The following is a 17,627-nucleotide window of genomic DNA, read 5'->3' on the forward strand; positions in this document are numbered from 1 at the left end:
GCCCGTCACGAGGGGCCGGGCGGGACCTGGGGGCAGCAGCCTCGCGAGGGGGCGCGCCGTCACGAGGGGCCGGGCCGTCACGAGGAGCCGCGCCGTCACGAGGAGCCGCGCCGTCACGAGGAGCCGCGCCGTCACGAGGAGCCGCGCCGTCACGAGGAGCCGCGCCGTCACGAGGAGCCGCGCCGTCACGAGGAGCCGCGCCGTCACGAGGAGCCGCGCCGTCACGAGGAGCCGCGCCGTCACGAGGAGCCGCGCCGTCACGAGGACGCCGGCCGCTACGAGGAGCCGCCCCGTCACGACGGGGGCCGGCGGGCCGAGCCGGGAAGGCCGGCGCTGCCGGTCGGTGGTGTGCCGGTGCCGGACGAGTGGCGCCCACCGCGCCAACGCGGCCACCAGGCGGAACCCGCGCCGGAACGGACCGGCCGGCGGCGGGTCGACGAGCGCTACGGCTACCCGCCCCAGGACGACGTACCGCGTGCCGGCGGCGCGCCGCCCGCCGACCGCTGGCGGTGACCGGTCAGGCGACCCGCGTCACTTGTCGATGTCGCCGACCACGAAGAACATCGAGCCGAGGATCGCGATCAGATCCGGGACCAGGCAGCCGGGGAGCAGGGTGGCCAACGCCTGCACGTTCGCGTACGAGGCGGTGCGCAGCTTCAACCGCCACGGCGTCTTCTCGCCTCGGGACACCAGGTAGTAGCCGTTGATGCCGAGCGGGTTCTCCGTCCAGGCGTACGTGTGCCCCTCCGGCGCCTTGAGCACCTTCGGCAGCCGGGTGTTGATCGGGCCGGTCAGCCGGTCCACCCGGTCGAGGCACTGCTCGGCGAGGTCCAGGGACGCGTACACCTGGTCGAGCAGCACCTCGAAACGGGCGTGGCAGTCCCCGGCGGTCTTGGTGACCACCGGCACGTCCAGCTCGTCGTAGGCCAGGTAGGGGTCGTCGCGGCGCAGGTCCAGGTCGAGCCCGGAGGCCCGGGCCACCGGCCCGGACGCGCCGAACGCGGCGGCGTCCGCGGCGGACAGCACGCCCACGCCGACCGTGCGGGCCAGGAAGATGTCGTTACGCCGGATCAGGTGGTCCAGGTCGGGCAGGCGGCGGCGTACCTCGCCGATGGCAGCTCGGGCCCGTCCGGTCCACCCGTACGGCACCTCTTCCTTGAGGCCACCCACCCGGTTGAACATGTAGTGGATCCGGCCGCCGGAGACCTCCTCCATCACCGCCTGGATGGTCTCGCGTTCCCGGAAGGCGTAGAAGATCGGCGTGATCGCCCCGATCTCCAACGGGTACGACCCGAGGAACATCAGGTGGTTGAGCACCCGGTTCAGCTCCGCGAGGGCCATCCGCAGCCAGGTGGCCCGCTCCGGCACCTCCATGCCCATCAGGCGTTCCACGGCGAGCACCACACCCAGCTCGTTGGAGAACGCCGAGAGCCAGTCGTGCCGGTTGGCCAGCACGATGATCTGCCGGTAGTCACGCACCTCGAAGAGCTTCTCCGCGCCCCGGTGCATGTAACCGACGATCGGTTCACAGGCGACCACGCGCTCGCCGTCGAGCACCAGCTTCAACCGCAGCACACCATGGGTGGAGGGGTGCTGCGGGCCGATGTTCAACACCATGTCGGTGCCGAGCTGCTGATCACCGGTGCCGGCGATCAGCCCGGCCCCGGTGCCGACGGTCAGTTCACGGAGGTCCCCGGCGTCGGTGGTCATGCCCGTCATCGTGCCACGGCCGGCCCGAGCGGGATGCCGACCGGCTGGCGCAACCACCAGTGCCCGCCGAGCCCGGCCGGGTCGGTCAGCTCGGCCACCGCCGACGCGGCGGCCAGCGCCCGCACGTAGCCGACCGGGTCGGTGCCGGCCAGGCTGAGCGGCGGTCGCCCGCCGTCGGCCCCGAGCGCCCGCAGCGCCTCCCGCTGCAAGACCAGGGAGTACGCGCACCGGGCGACCGCCGCACCAGCGGAGGCGACCGAGTCCATGGCCACGTGCGCTGTGACGTCACTCGACCCGTCGGGCACCGGAGGCACCTGCCGCCCACCCCGGTACCCGGTCAACGTCCCGTCGATTGGCCTGCTCTCCCGCAGGTGCCCGTAGTCGACCGCCAGCGCCAGGCCCTGCTCGATCTTCTGCACCGCCTCGGCCCAGGCTTCGTCCCTGGTCCGGCCGATCTCGGCTCGGTGGTCGCTGTGGGGGGTTTCCGGGCAGCCCGGCCGGCTCCGGGCGGTCAGGCTTGATCCCTGCGCCGGCCGGGCTGCCCGGAAACCCGACTCGCTTCCGCTTGTCGCGTCGGACCAGGTAGCTCCCGGGCTCGGGGCACCGTCCGCACCGGGCGAGGCTTCGGGGCTGGGCCACCACTTGGTCAGCCAATCATGATCAGCAGAGCTGACCGGATCACCGAGGGTTTCGGCACCGGTTTCGGGGTCGACTAAGAGGTATCGCCAGCCGTCCTCGGTGTGTACCGCGACGTCCAGCGGGACGTTGTCCAGCCACTCGGTGGCCAGCAGCACTCCCGTGATCCTGGTGGGGATCTCGGCTGTCCAGTTGATCTCTTCGGGCAGGTTCTCGGGGCGGTCCGCGTACTCCACGGCTGTGAAGCGCACGCGGTCGGCGAGTGGCGGACGGGCGGCGACCAACGACGGCTCATCCCGCAAGGAGCGGGCGGGCTCGCCGGAAACCCCCACCGCAACCCCGGCGGACACCAGCAGGGTTTGCAGGAGTTCCCCACGCCCAGCCCCGACGTCGACCACGTCGAGCCGGTCAGGGTGGCCGAGGGCGGCGTCCACCTCTGTGATCAGGCGCAGCAGGGCGGTGGCGAAGGCCGGGGAGGCGTGCACGCTGGTGCGGAAGTGGTCGGCCGGCCCGGCGCCGGCGACGAAGAAGCCGCCCGGCCCGTAGAGGGCGCTGGCCATCGCGTCCCGCCACAGGATCGGCATCAGTGCATTCCGCGTTGAGCGTGGGTCACCGTGCCGACCCTACGGTCAGGGCCGCCGTTCCCGGTTCAGGCCCTGAAGTAGTGCCCCTCGTCCAGGTCGGCGATCAGGCCGGGGTGGGCAGGAGCCCAGCCCAGGAGTTCGCGCGTCAGCGCGGATGACGTCGGGTTGTCCATCTGCGCGAACGACCCGAGGAAGCCGAAGAAGTTGTCTGCCTCGTCGGGGCCGATGCTTCGGACCGGGATGTCCAGGTTGCGGCCGATGGCGGTGGCGATCTGACGGAAGGAGACTCCTTCGTCGGCGGCTGCATGCAGGCGTGCACCGGCCGGGGCCTTTTCCAGGGCGAGCCGGTAGAGCTCGGCCGCGTCGAGCGTGTGCACGGCCGGCCACCGGTTGGTGCCCTCGCCGACGTATGCGGCGTACCCGTTCTGCCGGGCGGCAGCGATGATGGCGGTGATGAAGCCGTAGTGGTCGAGCGAGCTGTGCACTGTGGGCGCGAGTCGGACGATGGAGGAGCGCACACCGCGAGAGGCAAGGCCGGCCACGAGGTTTTCGGCGTCGATCCGGTAGCCGCTCGGGAAGGTGTCGCTCTCGGCGCCGGGGCGACCGACGATGCCGCCCAGCGCGAGCATGGCTGTTCCGCTGGTGCCGACCAGGGGCTTGCCGGAGCCGTCCAGGCCGTCGGCGAGTGCCCCGAGGGCGGCCAGGTCGGTTTCGGCTGCGCCGGCCATGTCGCCGTTGATCATGAGGTCGTGGCGGAACGCCAGGTGGATGACTCCCTCGGAGGCGGCCGCCTCGTTACGGAGCACGTCGAGGTCGGACAGATCGCCGCGGCGGGCCTCAGCGCCGAGCTTCTCGATCGCGGCGGCGGATGTTTCGGAGCGGGCCAGGCCGACGACGTCATGTCCAGCGGCGAGCAGTGCCGGCACGACTGCGGAGCCGAGGTGGCCGGAGGCGCCTGTGACGAATACGCGCATGATAATTCCTTCGCGGGTAGGGGCATGTCACCTTGCGACATGACCGTACCTCGCGATGTCGCCATGTGACATGGCTCAGGTGACAATAATGTCGCAGCGTGACATCGGATACCATCGCCGGATGGCTCGCTGGCGACCAGACGCGCGCGGCCGCCTGGAGGCGGCTGCTTTCGAGTTGTTCCGCGAGCGCGGCTTCGAGCAGACCACTGTCGCCGACATAGCCGCCCGTGCCGGCCTCGACAAACGCACCTTCTACCGGCTCTTCGGCGACAAGCGCGAGGCTCTCTTCAGCGGCAGTGAGCGCGTGGAGGAGGCCCTGGTCAAGGTGGTGGCCGAGACGAACGCCGCCCCGTTCGAGGTGGTCATCGCCGCCTTTCGTCAGATGGCGGTGGATATCTTCGCCGACCGCCGCGAGCTGGTCCGGATGCGCCAGTCGATCATTGAGAGCAGTCCGGAGCTACAGGAGCGTGAGCTACGCAAGACGGGCGCACTGCTGGCCGCCGTCAGCGCCGCCCTGCGTGCCAAGGGCCTCGACGAGACCACGGCCACGCTGGCCACCGAGTCGGGTGGCACGGTCTTCCGCGTGGCGTACGCCCGCTGGGTCGCGCCCGACGGCGATTCCTCGCTCGCCGACCTGATCGTCCAGGTGGCCACCGAGCTGAGCGCCATCACGTCGTCGTCCCCAGGGAGGCGTTGACAGGGGCCTCCCCTTCGGTGGTGAAGGTTTTCACAGATGCTTGTCCGGGTTCCGTAGGCCGGGCGCATACTTGCGATCGACCGGTACCCCTTCTCGAGGACTGGATCGTCGTCATGAGCGCACCGTTGCGCCCGCGTCCGGCCGGCCCATCCGGGCCCGCCGCCTCGTGGGATAGCGCCGTTCCCGGCGCCCGCGCCACCTCCCGTCTGCTCACCGTCGGTGTCGTTGGCGCCGGTCGGGTCGGCGCCGTGCTGGGCGCCGCGCTCGCCGCCGCCGGGCACCCTGTGGTTGCCGTCTCCGGCAGCTCCGGAGCCAGCCGCGCCCGCCTCGCCCTGCTCTTGCCCGAGGTGCCCCGCCGCCCGGTCGCCGCCGTGGCCCACGCCGCCGCCGACCTGCTGCTGATCGCGGTACCGGACGACAGGCTGGCCGGTGTGGTGGCCGACCTCGCCCAGCGGGGCGCGCTGCGCCCGGGTCAGATCGTCGCGCACACCTCGGGAGCGCACGGCCTGGCCGTGCTGGGGCCAGCCGTCGCGGCCGGTGCCCGGCCGCTCGCCCTGCACCCCGCGATGACCTTCACCGGCACGCCGGACGACCTGGCCCGGCTGGACGGCATCTCGTACGGGGTGACCGCCCCGGCGGAGCTGCGCCCGCTGGCTGCCCGGCTGGTGGCCGACCTCGGTGGCGTGCCCGAGTGGGTGGCCGAGTCGGACCGCCCGCTCTACCACGCCGCGCTGGCCCACGGCGCGAACCACCTGGTGACCCTGGTCAACGAGGCGACCGACAGGTTGCGGGACGCCGGGGTGTCCCGACCGGAGAAGGTGCTCGCCCCGCTGCTGCGGGCCGCTCTGGAGAACGCGTTGCGGCTCGGCGACGACGCGTTGACCGGCCCGGTCTCCCGTGGCGACGCGGGCACAGTGCGGCGGCACCTGGCCCGGTTGGCGGCCACCGCGCCGGAGTCCGTCCCCGCGTACCTGGCGCTGGCCCGTCGTACCGCCGACCGGGCGATCGCCGCCGGCCGGCTACGGCCGGTGGACGCACAGTCACTGCTCGGCGTGCTGGCCGACAGCGGTCGGGAGGTGGCCGCGTGAGCGTGAGGAGTGAGCCGATCTTGCGAGCCCCGCAGTCGCGAACCGAGGTGCCGCTGTGACCCAGGTGGTGCACACGCGGGCCGAGTTGGCCGAGGCCAGGGCCGGGCTGAAGGGCACGGTCGGGGTGGTGATGACAATGGGAGCGCTGCACTCCGGGCACGAGACGTTGCTGCGCGCGGCCCGGGAACAGGCCGACCACGTGCTGGTCACGGTCTTCGTGAACCCGTTGCAGTTCGGGCCGAACGAGGACTTCGACCGCTACCCGCGCACCCTCGACGCCGACCTGGAGGTGTGCCGGCGGGCGGGCGCCGACCTGGTCTTCGTCCCGTCGGTGGCGGACATGTACCCGGACGGGCAGCCCCGCGTACGCCTCGATCCGGGCCCGCTCGGCGCCGAGTTGGAGGGGGCGAGTCGTCCCGGCTTCTTCCACGGCGTGCTCACGGTGGTGCTGAAGCTGCTCCAGCTCACCCGACCGGACCTGGCGTTCTTCGGCGAGAAGGACTATCAGCAGCTCACCCTGGTCCGGCGGATGGCCCGCGACCTGGACGTGCCGGTCGAGGTGGTCGGCGTGCCGACCGTCCGGGAGCCGGACGGGCTGGCGCTCTCCAGCCGCAACCGTTACCTGAGCGAGCCGGAGCGGGCCGCCGCGCTGAGTCTGTCCGCGGCGCTGCGGGCCGGCGCACGGGCCGCCGACGACGGCCTGGACGCGGGGGCGGTGCTGACCGCCGCGCACGCCGCGTTCGGTGCCGGTACGCCCGGTGCCCGCCTCGACTACCTGGTGCTCACCGATCCCGAGCTGGAACCGGGGCCGGTGGCCGGGCCGGCCCGGCTGGTGATCGCCGCCTGGGTGGGCGCCACCCGGTTGATCGACAACGCGGCGATCCACCTCGCTCCGCGCCCCTGACCCGGTCGCACCACCCCCACCGATACCGCGAAAGGCCACTCCGATGTTCCGGACCATGCTCAAGTCGAAGATCCACCGAGCCACTGTGACCCAGGCCGACCTGCACTACGTCGGTTCGGTGACTGTGGACGAGGATCTGCTCGACGCCGCCGACCTGCTCCCCGGCGAGCAGGTGGCGATCGTGGACATCACCAATGGCGCCCGGCTGGAGACGTACGTGATTCCCGGCGAGCGGGGCAGCGGCGTGATCGGCATCAACGGCGCCGCCGCGCACCTGGTGCACCCCGGTGACCTGGTCATCCTGATCTCGTACGGGCAGATGGACGACGCCGAGGCCCGGACCTACCGGCCACGGGTCGTGCACGTCGACGCCGACAACCGGGTGATCGAGTTGGGTGCCGACCCGGCTGCGGCGGCGCCTGGCACGGCCGGTAGCCCGGTGCCCAGTCCGTTGGCAGTGTCCGGAGTCTGATCCCGCGTACCGTGATTCCGGTCTGTTACCGGAAGGTCATTTCCGGTTACCCTGAGCGCGCTGGCGGAAGCCGGTCGGTGGCTGGGGGAGGCCGCGATGAGCCGTGCCATGACGACGGTGTTCGCCGCTGCCGTGTCGGCAGTGCTGCTGGTGGGCTGTGCCGGGTCCGGCGGCCTGGACGGTGATCTGACCGACGACTGGGCGGCGTTGCCGGCACCGTCGGCGTTCACCCCGGCCGCCGGTGTGTGTCATGCCGCCGACTTCACCGACCTGGTCAGCCTGGCCAGCTACGAGCCGGTGGACTGCGCCGGGCCGCACCGCCTGGAGACAGTGCACGTCGGGGCGTTCCCGGCCGGGCGGACGACAGCTCCGGCGGGTGGTTCCGGCGAGCTGCGGGGCGCGTTCGCCGAGTGCGACACCCGGGCGACCGGCTATGTGGGTGACGACTGGCGGTCCGGCCGACTGCGGCTGTCAGTGGCGCTGCCCAACGGGCCGGGCTGGGCGGCGGGTTCCCGGTGGTTCCGCTGCGACCTCACCGAGCTGACCACTGTCGAGGCGGCGGCCACAGTTGTGGTCCGGTCGGGCAGCCTGCGGGACGCGTTGAAGGGCACCACCGCGCTGCGCCTCGGTTGCCAGCAGACCCGCGGTGGCGCCGGCCGGGGTGTGCAGACGCTGACTCCGGTGGAGTGCGGCAGACAGCACGACGCCGAGTTCGTCGGGGTGTGGCGCGCACCGGACGTGGCGTACCCGACCCGGGACGCCGACTGGTTGCCGCTCTACACGGGTTGTCGCAGCGTCCTGGCCCGGTACTCGGGCGTGCCGGACGACGCCAAGCTGCGTTTCCGCAGCGGTGTGGTGGTCCGTCCGCCGGGGGCTGGGCGCTGGAAGGTCGGTGATCGGGGCGTCCGCTGCTATCTGTGGCTGAGTGACCGCACGGTGACCGCCTCGCTGAAGGGCGCGGGCCCGGCCGGTCTGCCGGTCCGGACGAAGTGACCACGGCCTGACTGTCGGCGCGCGCCGGACGGGGTCGCCCAAAACACTCGTCCCGCCCCCGCCGCCCCGGGCGAGGATGGTTCGGGTTGACTGGGGGGATGGACCTCCCGACCGTCGACCTGCCTGCCCTGCCCGCGCTGCTGGCCGCGCCCGCTCCCGGCTGGGTGGAGACCACCGACGTGATCGTGGTGGGTTCCGGCGTGGCCGGGTTGACCGCGGCGCTGCACCTGCGTGAGGCCGGTCTGCACGTCACGGTGGTCACCAAGGTCAACATTGATGACGGCTCGACCCGGTGGGCGCAGGGCGGCATCGCCGCAGTGCTCGACCCGGCCGACACCCCGGCGGCGCATGCCCGGGACACCGAGGTCGCCGGGGTGGGGCTCTGCGACCCGGCGGCGGTTCGGGTGCTGGTCGAGGAGGGCCCGACCCGGCTCCGTGAGCTGATGCGGATCGGCGCCGAGTTCGATCGTCACCCGGACGGTTCGCTGATGCTGACCCGCGAGGGCGGGCACCGGGCGGACCGGATCGTGCACGCCGGCGGGGACGCCACCGGCGCGGAGGTGCAGCGGGCCCTGCACGCGGCGGTGCAGCGTGACCCGTGGATCCGGCTGGTCGAGCACGCTCTCGTGCTGGATCTGCTGCGCGCGCCCGGCGACGGCCCGGACGGGCTGGGCCCGGCCTGCGGGATCACCCTGCACGTGTTGGGTGAGGGCAGCGAGGACGGCGTCGGCGCGCTGCTGGCCCGTGCCGTGGTGCTCGCCACCGGTGGCATGGGGCAGATCTTCTCGGCCACCACCAACCCACCGGTCTCCACCGGGGACGGGGTGGCGCTGGCGCTGCGGGCCGGCGCTGCGGTGACCGACGTGGAGTTCGTCCAGTTCCACCCGACCGCCCTGATCACCCCGGCCGGCGCGGGGGTGCCCGGGGCGGGGCACGCACAGCAGCCGCTGGTCTCGGAGGCGTTGCGCGGCGAGGGCGCGTACCTGGTGGACGCGGACGGCAAGAGGTTCATGGTGGGCCAGCACGAGTTGGCCGAGCTGGCACCCCGGGACGTGGTGGCCAAGGGCATCCACCGGGTGCTGCTGACCACCGGCGCGGACCACGTCTTCCTCGACGCACGGCACCTGGGCGGCGACTTCCTGGCCGGTCGGTTCCCCACCATCGTGGCGTCCTGCCTGGCGATCGGCGTGGACCCGGCGACCGACCTGATCCCGGTGGCGCCGGCCGCCCACTACGCCTCCGGAGGGGTCCGCACTGATCTGCGCGGCCGTACCTCCATCCCCAGCCTGTACGCCTGCGGTGAGGTGGCCTGCACTGGCGTGCACGGCGCGAACCGGCTGGCCAGCAACTCGCTGTTGGAGGGTTTGGTCTTCTCCCGGCGGATCGCCGAGGACATCGCTGCCGGCCTGCCCGAGCAGGCGCAGCCGGCGGAGACCGGTGCCTGGCGTGGCGGGACGGGCTGGGTGGTGCCCGCGGAGGTGACGCCGACCCTGCAACGGGCGATGACCCGGGGGGCCGGGGTGCTCCGATCCGCGGCGACGCTGGCCGAGACGGCCGGGACGTTGACCGAGTTGGGCGTTGCCCGGGGCCGGCCGCGAACCGCCGACTGGGAGGCGACGAACCTGCTCACGGTGGCGTCGACGCTGGTTGCCGCCGCGTACGCCCGTGGTGAGACCCGGGGCTGCCACTGGCGCGAGGACTTCCCCACGGCCGACGAACGGTGGCTGGGCCATCTGGTCGGGGCGGTCGGGGCGCAGGGCCGGGTGACGCAACAGTGGGAGGGGACCCAGTGAGCGCGAGGAGTGAGCCGATCTTGCGAGCCCCGCAGTCGGGAGCGAAGGAGGCGACGATGACGGAGTCGACGGAGACGGCGTTGCGGGCGGCCGGGTTGGATCCGGCGCACGTACGACAGGTGATCGAGGGCGCGCTGGTCGAGGATCTGGGCCCGGATTTCCTGGATGTCACCAGCGTGGCCACCATTCCGGCGGAGCAGACCGACACCGCCGACCTGGTGGCCCGCGCGGACGGGGTGTTGGCCGGGATGGCGGTGGCCGCCGCCGTGTTCGAGCTGGTGGGCGAGGTGACTGGCTTCGGTCGTACCGTCGAGGTGTCGGTGCTGGCCCGCGACGGCGAGCGGGTGGCCCGCGGCGACGTCCTGGCGACGGTGACCGGCCCGACCCGGCTGCTGTTGACGGCCGAGCGGACGGCGCTCAACCTGCTCTGTCGGATGTCCGGGGTGGCCACCCACACCCGGGCCTGGGCGGACGCGCTGGCCGGCACGAAGGCGATGGTGCTGGACACCCGCAAGACGACGCCGGGCCTGCGGGCGCTGGAGAAGTACGCGGTGCGGGCCGGCGGCGGCACCAACAAGCGGATGGGCCTCTACGACGTGGCCATGATCAAGGACAACCACAAGCTGGCGGCCGGCGGCATCACTGCTGCCTACCGGCGGGTCCGGGAGGCGTTCCCGGAGGTGCCGGTGCAGGTCGAGGTGACAACCGTCGACGAGGCGGTGGAGGCGGTGGAGGCCGGGGCGGACTTCCTGCTCTGCGACAACATGATGCCGGAGGTGCTGGCCGAGTCGGTGGCCGCTGTGGGCGACCGGGCGGAGCTGGAGGCGACCGGCGGGCTGACCCTGGAGGTGGCCGGCCGGTACGCGGCCACCGGCGTGGACTTCCTCTCGGTGGGCGCGCTGACGCACTCGTCGCCGATCCTGGACATCGCGCTGGACCTGCGCGCCGACTAGTTGTCTAGGCTGCGTGCGTGCTGCTCTGCATCGACATCGGAAACACCAACACCGTGCTGGCGACCTTCGACGGCGACAAGCTGGTGCACTCCTGGCGGATCAAGACCGATGCCCGCTCGACGGCGGACGAGCTGGGCCTGATGTTCCGGGGTCTGCTCGCCGGGGACAACGTCGAGATCACCGGTGTGGCCGCCTGTTCCACGGTGCCGGCCGCGCTGCGGTCGCTGCGCACCATGCTCAGTCGGTACTACGCCGACCTGCCGAGCGTCGTGGTCGAGCCGGGAGTGCGGACCGGGGTGCAGTTGGCGATCGACAACCCGAAGGAGGTCGGCGCCGACCGGGTGGTGAACACCCTTGCCGCGTACACCCTCTACGGCGGCCCGTCGATCGTCGTGGACTTCGGCACCACCACCAACTTCGACGTGATCAGCGAGCGCGGAGAGTTCCTCGGAGGCGCGTTCGCCCCGGGCATCGAGATCTCCTTCGACGCGCTGGCCGCCCGGGCCGCGCAGCTGCGCAAGGTCGAGGCCACCAAGCCCCGCTCGGTGATCGGCAAGAACACCGTGGAGTGCCTCCAGGCCGGCCTGTACTTCGGCTTCGCCGGGCAGGTTGACCGGATCGTCGAGCGGATGACCGAGGAGCTGGGCGAGGTGCGGGCGGTGATCGCCACCGGCGGCCTCGCCTCCCTGGTGATCAACGAGTGTCGCAGCATCACCCACCACGAGCCGATGATCACGCTGATCGGCCTGCGGATGGTCTACGACCGCAACCTGTGACCCCGGCCGCCGTCGGGCGCCGGCCCTCGTGCCCGGCGTCAGCGCCGCCGGGCGCGCAGCACCAGCGTCCGGTACGGCAGCTCGATGGTGTTCCGGCCAACCAGGGCGGGGTGGGTGTTCAGGAGTTCGGCCAGTTCCCGCTCGACCCGCCGCTGATCGTCGACGGAGGCGGTGAGCCAGTACGAGCGGGTGCGGACCATGCCGAGCAGCTCGTCCGGTGTGAGCGTGGTGCGGTGCGTGAACTCGCGCTTCTCGACGGCGTCGAACGCCGGGCCGAAGTCGGGGTGCTCGCCGAAGAGCTGGTTGGTCGACTTGTCCCCGAAGTGGGCGATGCGACCCAGCTCGGCCACCCAGTCGACGCTGTCGTCCCGGATGTTCCAGATGGGGGCGAAGGTGCCGCCGGGACGGAGCACTCGGGCGATCTCGGCGTGCGCGGGCAACCTGTCGAACCAGTGGTACGCCGTCCCGACCAGCACCGCGTCCGCCGCCGAGTCGGGCAGCGGCATGGCCTCGGCGCTGCCCGCCAGGGCCGTTGTGCCGGGGGTGCTGGCGACGAGCTGCGCCCGCATCCCCGAATCGGGCTCGACCGGTACGACATCGTGGCCCAGGGCCAGCACACCGCGGGTCAGGATGCCGGTGCCCGCCGCGAGATCGACCACCCGGGCTTCGCTCAGCCCGTCGAGTGCCCAGCGGATCGCTGCGTCTGGATAACGGGGCCGAAACCGGTCGTAGTCACTCGCGGCGGCACCGAACGACAGGGCGTGAGTGTGATCGACCATGGCGGGCAGGTTATCCCGTAACGGCCTCCGGGCCGCTTGAGTACGCTCGGGCCTGACCCCCTGTATCTCCGTGACGAGGAAGCGTGCCGTGACCGAGCAGAACCCCGTGCCAGTGGACCCCGCCGACGACCTTCCCGAGCAGATGAAGGTCCGCCGGGAGAAGCGGGACCGGATGCTCGCCGAGGGCGTCGAGCCCTACCCGGTCGGCTTCCCCCGCACCACCACCCTGGCGCAGGTCCGGGCGGGCTACGCCGACCTGCCCACCGACACCGCTACCGGCGACCAGGTGGCGGTCACCGGCCGGGTGATCTTCGTACGCAACACGGGCAAGCTCTGCTTCGCGACCCTGCGGGACGGCGACGGCACCGAGTTGCAGGCGATGCTCTCCCTGGACCGGGTCGGGCCGGAGCGGCTGGAGGCGTGGAAGCGCCTCGTCGACCTCGGCGACCACGTCGGCGTCACCGGTGAGGTGATCACCAGCCGCCGGGGTGAGCTGTCGGTTCTGGCCCAGCAGTGGGAGATGACCGCCAAGGCGCTGCGACCGTTGCCGGTGGCCCACAAGCCCCTCTCCGAGGAGGCGCGCGTCCGGCAGCGTTACGTCGACCTGATCGTCCGGCCGCAGGCACGGGAGATGGTGCGCACCCGGGCCGCCGCGGTACGCAGTCTGCGCGATTCACTGCACGGGCAGGGCTTCATCGAGGTGGAAACGCCGATGTTGCAACTGCTGCATGGCGGTGCGACAGCCCGACCGTTCGTGACCCACAGCAATGCGTTGAGCACCGATCTGTATCTGCGAATCGCTCCGGAACTGTTTCTCAAGCGCGCTGTGGTCGGCGGCGTCGACCGCGTCTTCGAGATCAACCGCAACTTCCGTAATGAGGGTGTCGACTCTTCGCACTCGCCGGAGTTCGCGATGCTGGAGACGTACCAGGCGTACGGCGACTACGACACGATCGGCGAGCTGACCCGTAATCTCGTTCAACAGGCGGCGATCGCGGTCAGCGGCTCGACGGTGGTGACCCATGCCGACGGGCGGGAGTTCGACCTGGGTGGCGAGTGGCGGTCCGTGACGTTGTTCGGTGTGCTTTCCGAAGCGCTGGGCGAGGAGGTCACGGTCCGTACCGAACGGTCCCGTCTGGTGGAGTACGCGGACAAGGTGGGATTGGCCGTGGACCCGAAGTGGGGCCCGGGCAAGCTGGCCGAGGAACTGTTCGAGGAACTGGTCGTCCCCGGCCTGGAGGCGCCCACCTTCGTGCGGGACTACCCGGAGGAGACCAGCCCGCTGACCCGGGCGCACCGCAGCGAGCCGGGGCTGGCCGAGAAGTGGGACCTGTACGTGCTCGGCTTCGAGCTGGGCACCGGGTACTCCGAGCTGGTCGACCCGATCGTGCAGCGCGAGCGACTGGTCGCCCAGGCCCAGTTGGCCGCCCGTGGCGACGACGAGGCGATGCGGCTCGACGAGGACTTTCTTCGGGCGATGGAGTATGGAATGCCGCCGGCCGGCGGTATGGGAATGGGAATCGACCGGCTCTTGATGGCCCTGACCGGCCTCGGAATTCGGGAAACGATCCTCTTCCCGTTGGTCCGCCCGGAGTAGTCCCGTCCCGGTGTACGCCGAGCCGTAACCGGATCCTATTGACGCGACGAGCGGCGCGGGGGTTATTGTGCTCTCGTTAGCAGGAGCACCCTGCTCGAAAGGAATGTGGGACGTGGCCAAGCAGATCATTCACAAGCTGGTCGATGACCTGGACGGCGGGGACGCGGACGAGACCGTCAAGTTCGCCCTCGACGGCGTTCAGTACGAGATCGACCTGTCGAGCGCCAACGCCGCGAAATTGCGCGATGCATTTGCGTCGTACGTGGGAGCTGGCACCAAGGTCGGCCGGGGCGGCGTCGTCATCGGTGGGCGGGCTGCCCGCGGTCGGGGTGGCGCGACCGCCGATCGGGAACAGAACAAGGCGATCCGGGAGTGGGCCAAGAAGGCCGGCAAGGACATCTCGGACCGGGGTCGTATCCCGCAGGAGATCGTGGACGAGTTCCACGCGAAGCGCTGATCCGTCAGCGACTTGGTGGCGAGCCGCCACCGCAGGCGACACCGACGCCGGGCCGGAGGAGTTCTCCGGGCCGGCGTCGCCGTATCCGGGTGCCCTGGTGGTCTCCGTTCGGGGCGGGAAGCATTCCGGGCCGGCCGGCGTTGTCCACAACCAGTGGAACAGCTATCCACAGCCTGTGGACAACCTCCCCCAGGGGCCCGGCGCTGCGCTCACCGCGAGGGCCGGTGGGCCCTCCAGGGCCTCCCGGAGCGCTTCCGGACCCCGGATGGGGCTTCCGTCGAGCCAGTCGGATTTCGCTCTGCGCGTAGCGACAGGGCTACCGGAACACCTCCTGAGCGCGGACGGTTGTTCAAAACGACGTGCAACCGACCCAGAGCAGAGACACACGACCTCAGCTGAGTCGGTCAGCGACGATAGAGTAAGGAGGCACGGACGCCCGTCCTGGACGTTCGTGCACCGGCCCCGCCAAGATCTTGACCATCAAGGCGCACGGCACGTGAGGAGCACGAGGGCATGTTCGAGCGGTTCACCGACCGAGCGCGACGGGTTGTCGTCCTGGCCCAAGAAGAGGCCCGGATGCTCAACCACAACTACATCGGTACGGAACACATCCTGCTGGGCCTGATCCACGAAGGTGAAGGCGTCGCGGCAAAGGCCCTGGAGAGCCTCGGCATCTCCCTGGAGGGCGTCCGCCAGCAGGTCGAGGAGATCATCGGCCAGGGTCAGCAGGCGCCGAGCGGGCACATCCCGTTCACGCCGCGGGCCAAGAAGGTGCTGGAGCTGTCGCTGCGCGAGGCGCTGCAGCTCGGCCACAACTACATCGGCACCGAGCACATCCTGCTCGGGCTGATCCGTGAGGGCGAGGGCGTCGCCGCCCAGGTGCTGGTCAAGCTCGGCGCCGACCTCAACCGGGTCCGCCAGCAGGTGATCCAGCTGCTCTCCGGCTACCAGGGCAAGGAGCCCGCCGCGGCGGGCGCCGCGCCGGGTGAGGCCGCGCCGTCGACCAGCCTGGTGCTGGACCAGTTCGGCCGCAACCTGACTCAGGCCGCCCGCGAGGGCAAGCTCGACCCGGTCATCGGGCGCGAGAAGGAAATCGAGCGGGTCATGCAGGTGCTCTCCCGCCGTACCAAGAACAACCCGGTCCTGATCGGTGAGCCCGGCGTCGGTAAGACCGCCGTGGTGGAGGGCCTGTCCCAGAAGATCATCAAGGGCGAGGTGCCCGAGACCCTCAAGGACAAGCAGCTCTACACGCTCGACCTGGGCGCGCTCGTCGCCGGTTCCCGCTACCGCGGTGACTTCGAGGAGCGCCTCAAGAAGGTGCTCAAGGAGATCCGCACCCGCGGCGACATCATCCTGTTCATCGACGAGATCCACACCCTGGTGGGTGCGGGTGCCGCCGAGGGCGCGATCGACGCCGCGAGCATCCTCAAGCCGATGTTGGCCCGTGGTGAGCTGCAGACCATCGGTGCCACCACGCTCGACGAGTACCGCAAGCACCTGGAGAAGGACGCCGCTCTCGAGCGCCGCTTCCAGCCGATCCAGGTGGGTGAGCCGTCGCTGGCCCACACCATCGAGATCCTCAAGGGCCTGCGGGACCGCTACGAGGCTCACCACCGGGTGAGCATCACCGACGCAGCTCTCGTGGCTGCCGCAACCCTGGCCGACCGGTACATCTCCGACCGCTTCCTGCCGGACAAGGCGATCGACCTGATCGACGAGGCCGGTGCCCGGATGCGGATCCGTCGGATGACCGCGCCGCCAGACCTGCGTGACTTCGACGAGCGCATCGCCCAGGTGCGTCGCGACAAGGAGTCCGCGATCGACGCGCAGGACTTCGAGCGCGCCGCCCAGCTGCGCGACAAGGAGAAGCAGCTCCTCGGCCAGAAGGCTCAGCGGGAGAAGGAGTGGAAGGCCGGTGACCTGGACGTCGTCAGCGAGGTTGACGACGAGCAGATCGCCGAGGTTCTCGGCAACTGGACCGGCATCCCGGTCTACAAGCTGACCGAGGAGGAGACCTCGCGCCTGCTGCGCATGGAGGACGAGCTGCACAAGCGCGTCATCGGCCAGGAGGACGCGGTCAAGGCGGTCTCGAAGGCGATCCGGCGTACCCGGGCCGGCCTGAAGGACCCGAAGCGCCCGTCGGGCTCGTTCATCTTCGCCGGCCCGTCCGGTGTCGGTAAGACCGAGCTGTCCAAGGCGCTCGCCGAGTTCCTCTTCGGCAGCGAGGATTCCCTCATCCAGCTGGACATGTCCGAGTTCCACGACCGTTACACGGTCTCCCGGCTCGTGGGTGCCCCTCCCGGCTACGTCGGCTACGACGAGGGCGGGCAGCTGACCGAGAAGGTGCGGCGTCGGCCGTTCTCGGTGGTCCTCTTCGACGAGATCGAGAAGGCCCACCCGGACGTGTTCAACACGCTCCTGCAGATCCTCGAAGACGGTCGGCTCACCGACGGCCAGGGTCGAATCGTGGACTTCAAGAACACGGTCATCATCCTGACCACCAACCTGGGCACCCGTGACGTCGCCAAGGCGGTGTCGCTGGGCTTCCAGCAGTCGGAGGACTCCGAGTCCAACTACGACCGGATGAAGCAGAAGGTCAACGACGAGCTCAAGCAGCACTTCCGGCCTGAGTTCCTCAACCGGATCGACGACACCATCGTCTTCCACCAGCTGCGCCAGACCGAGATCCTCTCGATCGTGGACATCATGATCCAGCGGATCGAAGGCCAGCTGCGGAACAAGGACATGGGTCTGGAGCTGACCGACAACGCCAAGAAGTACCTGGCCGCGAAGGGCTTCGACCCGGTGCTCGGTGCCCGTCCGCTTCGTCGCACGATCCAGCGCGACATCGAGGACAACCTCTCCGAGCGGATCCTGTTCAACGAGCTGACCCCGGGTCAGATCGTCGTGGTGGACTGCGAGGGCGACCCGGACGACATCGACAAGTCCAAGCTCGTCTTCCGGGGCTCGGACAAGCCGGTGGAGGTTCCGGACGCCGTCCCGGCCGACCTCGGTGGCACTGCCGCTGGCACCGCCGCGGCAGGCGTGGACGAGTAACACAATCAGCAAGGGGCGGGGCCCCGGTGGCGTAAGCCACCGGGGCCCCGCCTTTTCTGCGCCCTCAGGTCATTCCCGCGGCCCCCGCTCGACGCCGCCGCCCCCGCCCAGGCCGCCACCCTCGGGGCCTCACGCGGTGGTAGCGCCTGCCCGCCGC

The 17,627-nt window shown here is 70.9% G+C and carries 17 protein-coding genes; 12 read left to right on the forward strand and 5 right to left on the reverse strand.

Annotation, left to right across the window (positions count from 1 at the left end):
* The coding region (locus NIE79_RS00005; protein WP_238676528.1) for a hypothetical protein at positions 1 to 261 on the reverse strand (261 nt) is incomplete at its 3' end.
* Between the two features lie 93 nt (positions 262 to 354).
* On the opposite strand from NIE79_RS00005, the gene NIE79_RS00010 reads away from it, so the two are divergent.
* Positions 355 to 513: a hypothetical protein gene (locus NIE79_RS00010; RefSeq protein ID WP_238661370.1), complete on the forward strand. Its 159-nt coding sequence runs from the start codon at positions 355 to 357 to the stop codon at positions 511 to 513.
* An 18-nt stretch (positions 514 to 531) separates the two neighbouring features.
* Here NIE79_RS00010 and NIE79_RS00015 read toward each other — a convergent pair whose 3' ends face one another.
* From NIE79_RS00015 to NIE79_RS00025, 3 genes are all read right to left on the reverse strand, one after another.
* Positions 532 to 1,719 carry an NADH-quinone oxidoreductase subunit D gene (locus NIE79_RS00015; RefSeq protein ID WP_196920100.1) on the reverse strand — a complete coding sequence of 396 codons (1,188 nt, stop codon included), beginning with the start codon at positions 1,717 to 1,719 and terminating at the stop codon, positions 532 to 534.
* Positions 1,716 to 2,930, reverse strand: a complete 1,215-nt coding sequence (locus NIE79_RS00020) for an SAM-dependent methyltransferase (RefSeq protein ID WP_238676529.1) — start codon at positions 2,928 to 2,930, stop codon at positions 1,716 to 1,718. The genes NIE79_RS00015 and NIE79_RS00020 overlap by 4 nt, the downstream gene beginning before the upstream one ends.
* A 65-nt stretch (positions 2,931 to 2,995) precedes the next feature.
* Positions 2,996 to 3,904, reverse strand: coding sequence for an SDR family oxidoreductase (locus NIE79_RS00025; RefSeq protein ID WP_238676530.1), 909 nt, complete (start codon positions 3,902 to 3,904; stop codon positions 2,996 to 2,998).
* Positions 3,905 to 4,025: 121 nt separating this feature from the next.
* Here NIE79_RS00025 and NIE79_RS00030 point away from each other — a divergent pair, with 121 nt between their 5' ends.
* The 8 genes from NIE79_RS00030 to NIE79_RS00065 all read left to right on the forward strand — a co-directional run bounded on the left by NIE79_RS00030 (position 4,026) and on the right by NIE79_RS00065 (position 11,580).
* Entirely contained in the window at positions 4,026 to 4,601 is a 576-nt protein-coding gene (locus tag NIE79_RS00030) for a TetR family transcriptional regulator (protein ID WP_238676531.1), read from the forward strand.
* 113 nt (positions 4,602 to 4,714) lie between these two features.
* Positions 4,715 to 5,689 (forward strand): Rossmann-like and DUF2520 domain-containing protein, encoded by a 975-nt coding sequence (locus NIE79_RS00035; RefSeq protein WP_238676532.1) that lies wholly within the window; start codon positions 4,715 to 4,717, stop codon positions 5,687 to 5,689.
* 55 nt (positions 5,690 to 5,744) lie between these two features.
* Entirely contained in the window at positions 5,745 to 6,593 is an 849-nt protein-coding gene (gene panC, locus NIE79_RS00040) for a pantoate--beta-alanine ligase (RefSeq protein WP_238676533.1), read from the forward strand.
* A gap of 43 nt (positions 6,594 to 6,636) precedes the next feature.
* Positions 6,637 to 7,065 carry an aspartate 1-decarboxylase gene (gene panD / locus NIE79_RS00045; protein ID WP_238676534.1) on the forward strand — a complete coding sequence of 143 codons (429 nt, stop codon included), beginning with the start codon at positions 6,637 to 6,639 and terminating at the stop codon, positions 7,063 to 7,065.
* A gap of 96 nt (positions 7,066 to 7,161) precedes the next feature.
* Positions 7,162 to 8,058 carry a septum formation family protein gene (locus tag NIE79_RS00050; protein ID WP_238676535.1) on the forward strand — a complete coding sequence of 299 codons (897 nt, stop codon included), beginning with the start codon at positions 7,162 to 7,164 and terminating at the stop codon, positions 8,056 to 8,058.
* A 98-nt stretch (positions 8,059 to 8,156) separates the two neighbouring features.
* Positions 8,157 to 9,851, forward strand: a complete 1,695-nt coding sequence (locus tag NIE79_RS00055) for an L-aspartate oxidase (protein ID WP_238676536.1) — start codon at positions 8,157 to 8,159, stop codon at positions 9,849 to 9,851.
* Positions 9,852 to 9,907: 56 nt separating this feature from the next.
* Positions 9,908 to 10,804, forward strand: coding sequence for a carboxylating nicotinate-nucleotide diphosphorylase (nadC, locus tag NIE79_RS00060; RefSeq protein ID WP_238676537.1), 897 nt, complete (start codon positions 9,908 to 9,910; stop codon positions 10,802 to 10,804).
* Between the two features lie 17 nt (positions 10,805 to 10,821).
* Positions 10,822 to 11,580 carry a type III pantothenate kinase gene (locus tag NIE79_RS00065; protein WP_091403191.1) on the forward strand — a complete coding sequence of 253 codons (759 nt, stop codon included), beginning with the start codon at positions 10,822 to 10,824 and terminating at the stop codon, positions 11,578 to 11,580.
* A 38-nt stretch (positions 11,581 to 11,618) separates the two neighbouring features.
* On the opposite strand, the gene NIE79_RS00070 is transcribed toward NIE79_RS00065, so the two are convergent.
* A complete protein-coding gene (locus tag NIE79_RS00070) occupies positions 11,619 to 12,359 on the reverse strand; it encodes a class I SAM-dependent methyltransferase (RefSeq protein WP_238676538.1) in 741 nt (246 codons plus the stop codon).
* 88 nt (positions 12,360 to 12,447) lie between these two features.
* Between NIE79_RS00070 and lysS the strand changes: the two genes are divergently transcribed.
* From lysS to NIE79_RS00085, 3 genes are all read left to right on the forward strand, one after another.
* Positions 12,448 to 13,956, forward strand: coding sequence for a lysine--tRNA ligase (lysS, locus tag NIE79_RS00075; RefSeq protein ID WP_238676539.1), 1,509 nt, complete (start codon positions 12,448 to 12,450; stop codon positions 13,954 to 13,956).
* Between the two features lie 112 nt (positions 13,957 to 14,068).
* A complete protein-coding gene (locus NIE79_RS00080; RefSeq protein WP_036392792.1) occupies positions 14,069 to 14,413 on the forward strand; it encodes a histone-like nucleoid-structuring protein Lsr2 in 345 nt (114 codons plus the stop codon).
* 513 nt (positions 14,414 to 14,926) lie between these two features.
* Positions 14,927 to 17,470, forward strand: a complete 2,544-nt coding sequence (locus tag NIE79_RS00085; protein ID WP_203125971.1) for an ATP-dependent Clp protease ATP-binding subunit — start codon at positions 14,927 to 14,929, stop codon at positions 17,468 to 17,470.
* The last annotated feature ends 157 nt before the right edge of the window (positions 17,471 to 17,627 follow it).

This window comes from Micromonospora trifolii (genome assembly GCF_022229005.1).
GTDB classification, from domain to species: Bacteria; Actinomycetota; Actinomycetes; order Mycobacteriales; family Micromonosporaceae; genus Micromonospora; species Micromonospora trifolii.

Coding starts and splice junctions, on each gene's coding strand:
- NIE79_RS00030 (WP_238676531.1), top strand. CDS start 4,026: ATGGCTCGCTGGCGACCAGACGCGCGCGGCCGCCTGGAGGCGGCTGCT.
- NIE79_RS00015 (WP_196920100.1), bottom strand. CDS start 1,719: ATGACGGGCATGACCACCGACGCCGGGGACCTCCGTGAACTGACCGTC.
- NIE79_RS00055 (WP_238676536.1), top strand. CDS start 8,157: ATGGACCTCCCGACCGTCGACCTGCCTGCCCTGCCCGCGCTGCTGGCC.
- NIE79_RS00035 (WP_238676532.1), top strand. CDS start 4,715: ATGAGCGCACCGTTGCGCCCGCGTCCGGCCGGCCCATCCGGGCCCGCC.
- nadC (WP_238676537.1), top strand. CDS start 9,908: ATGACGGAGTCGACGGAGACGGCGTTGCGGGCGGCCGGGTTGGATCCG.
- NIE79_RS00025 (WP_238676530.1), bottom strand. CDS start 3,904: ATGCGCGTATTCGTCACAGGCGCCTCCGGCCACCTCGGCTCCGCAGTC.
- panD (WP_238676534.1), top strand. CDS start 6,637: ATGTTCCGGACCATGCTCAAGTCGAAGATCCACCGAGCCACTGTGACC.
- NIE79_RS00085 (WP_203125971.1), top strand. CDS start 14,927: ATGTTCGAGCGGTTCACCGACCGAGCGCGACGGGTTGTCGTCCTGGCC.
- NIE79_RS00070 (WP_238676538.1), bottom strand. CDS start 12,359: ATGGTCGATCACACTCACGCCCTGTCGTTCGGTGCCGCCGCGAGTGAC.
- NIE79_RS00050 (WP_238676535.1), top strand. CDS start 7,162: ATGAGCCGTGCCATGACGACGGTGTTCGCCGCTGCCGTGTCGGCAGTG.
- NIE79_RS00020 (WP_238676529.1), bottom strand. CDS start 2,930: ATGCCGATCCTGTGGCGGGACGCGATGGCCAGCGCCCTCTACGGGCCG.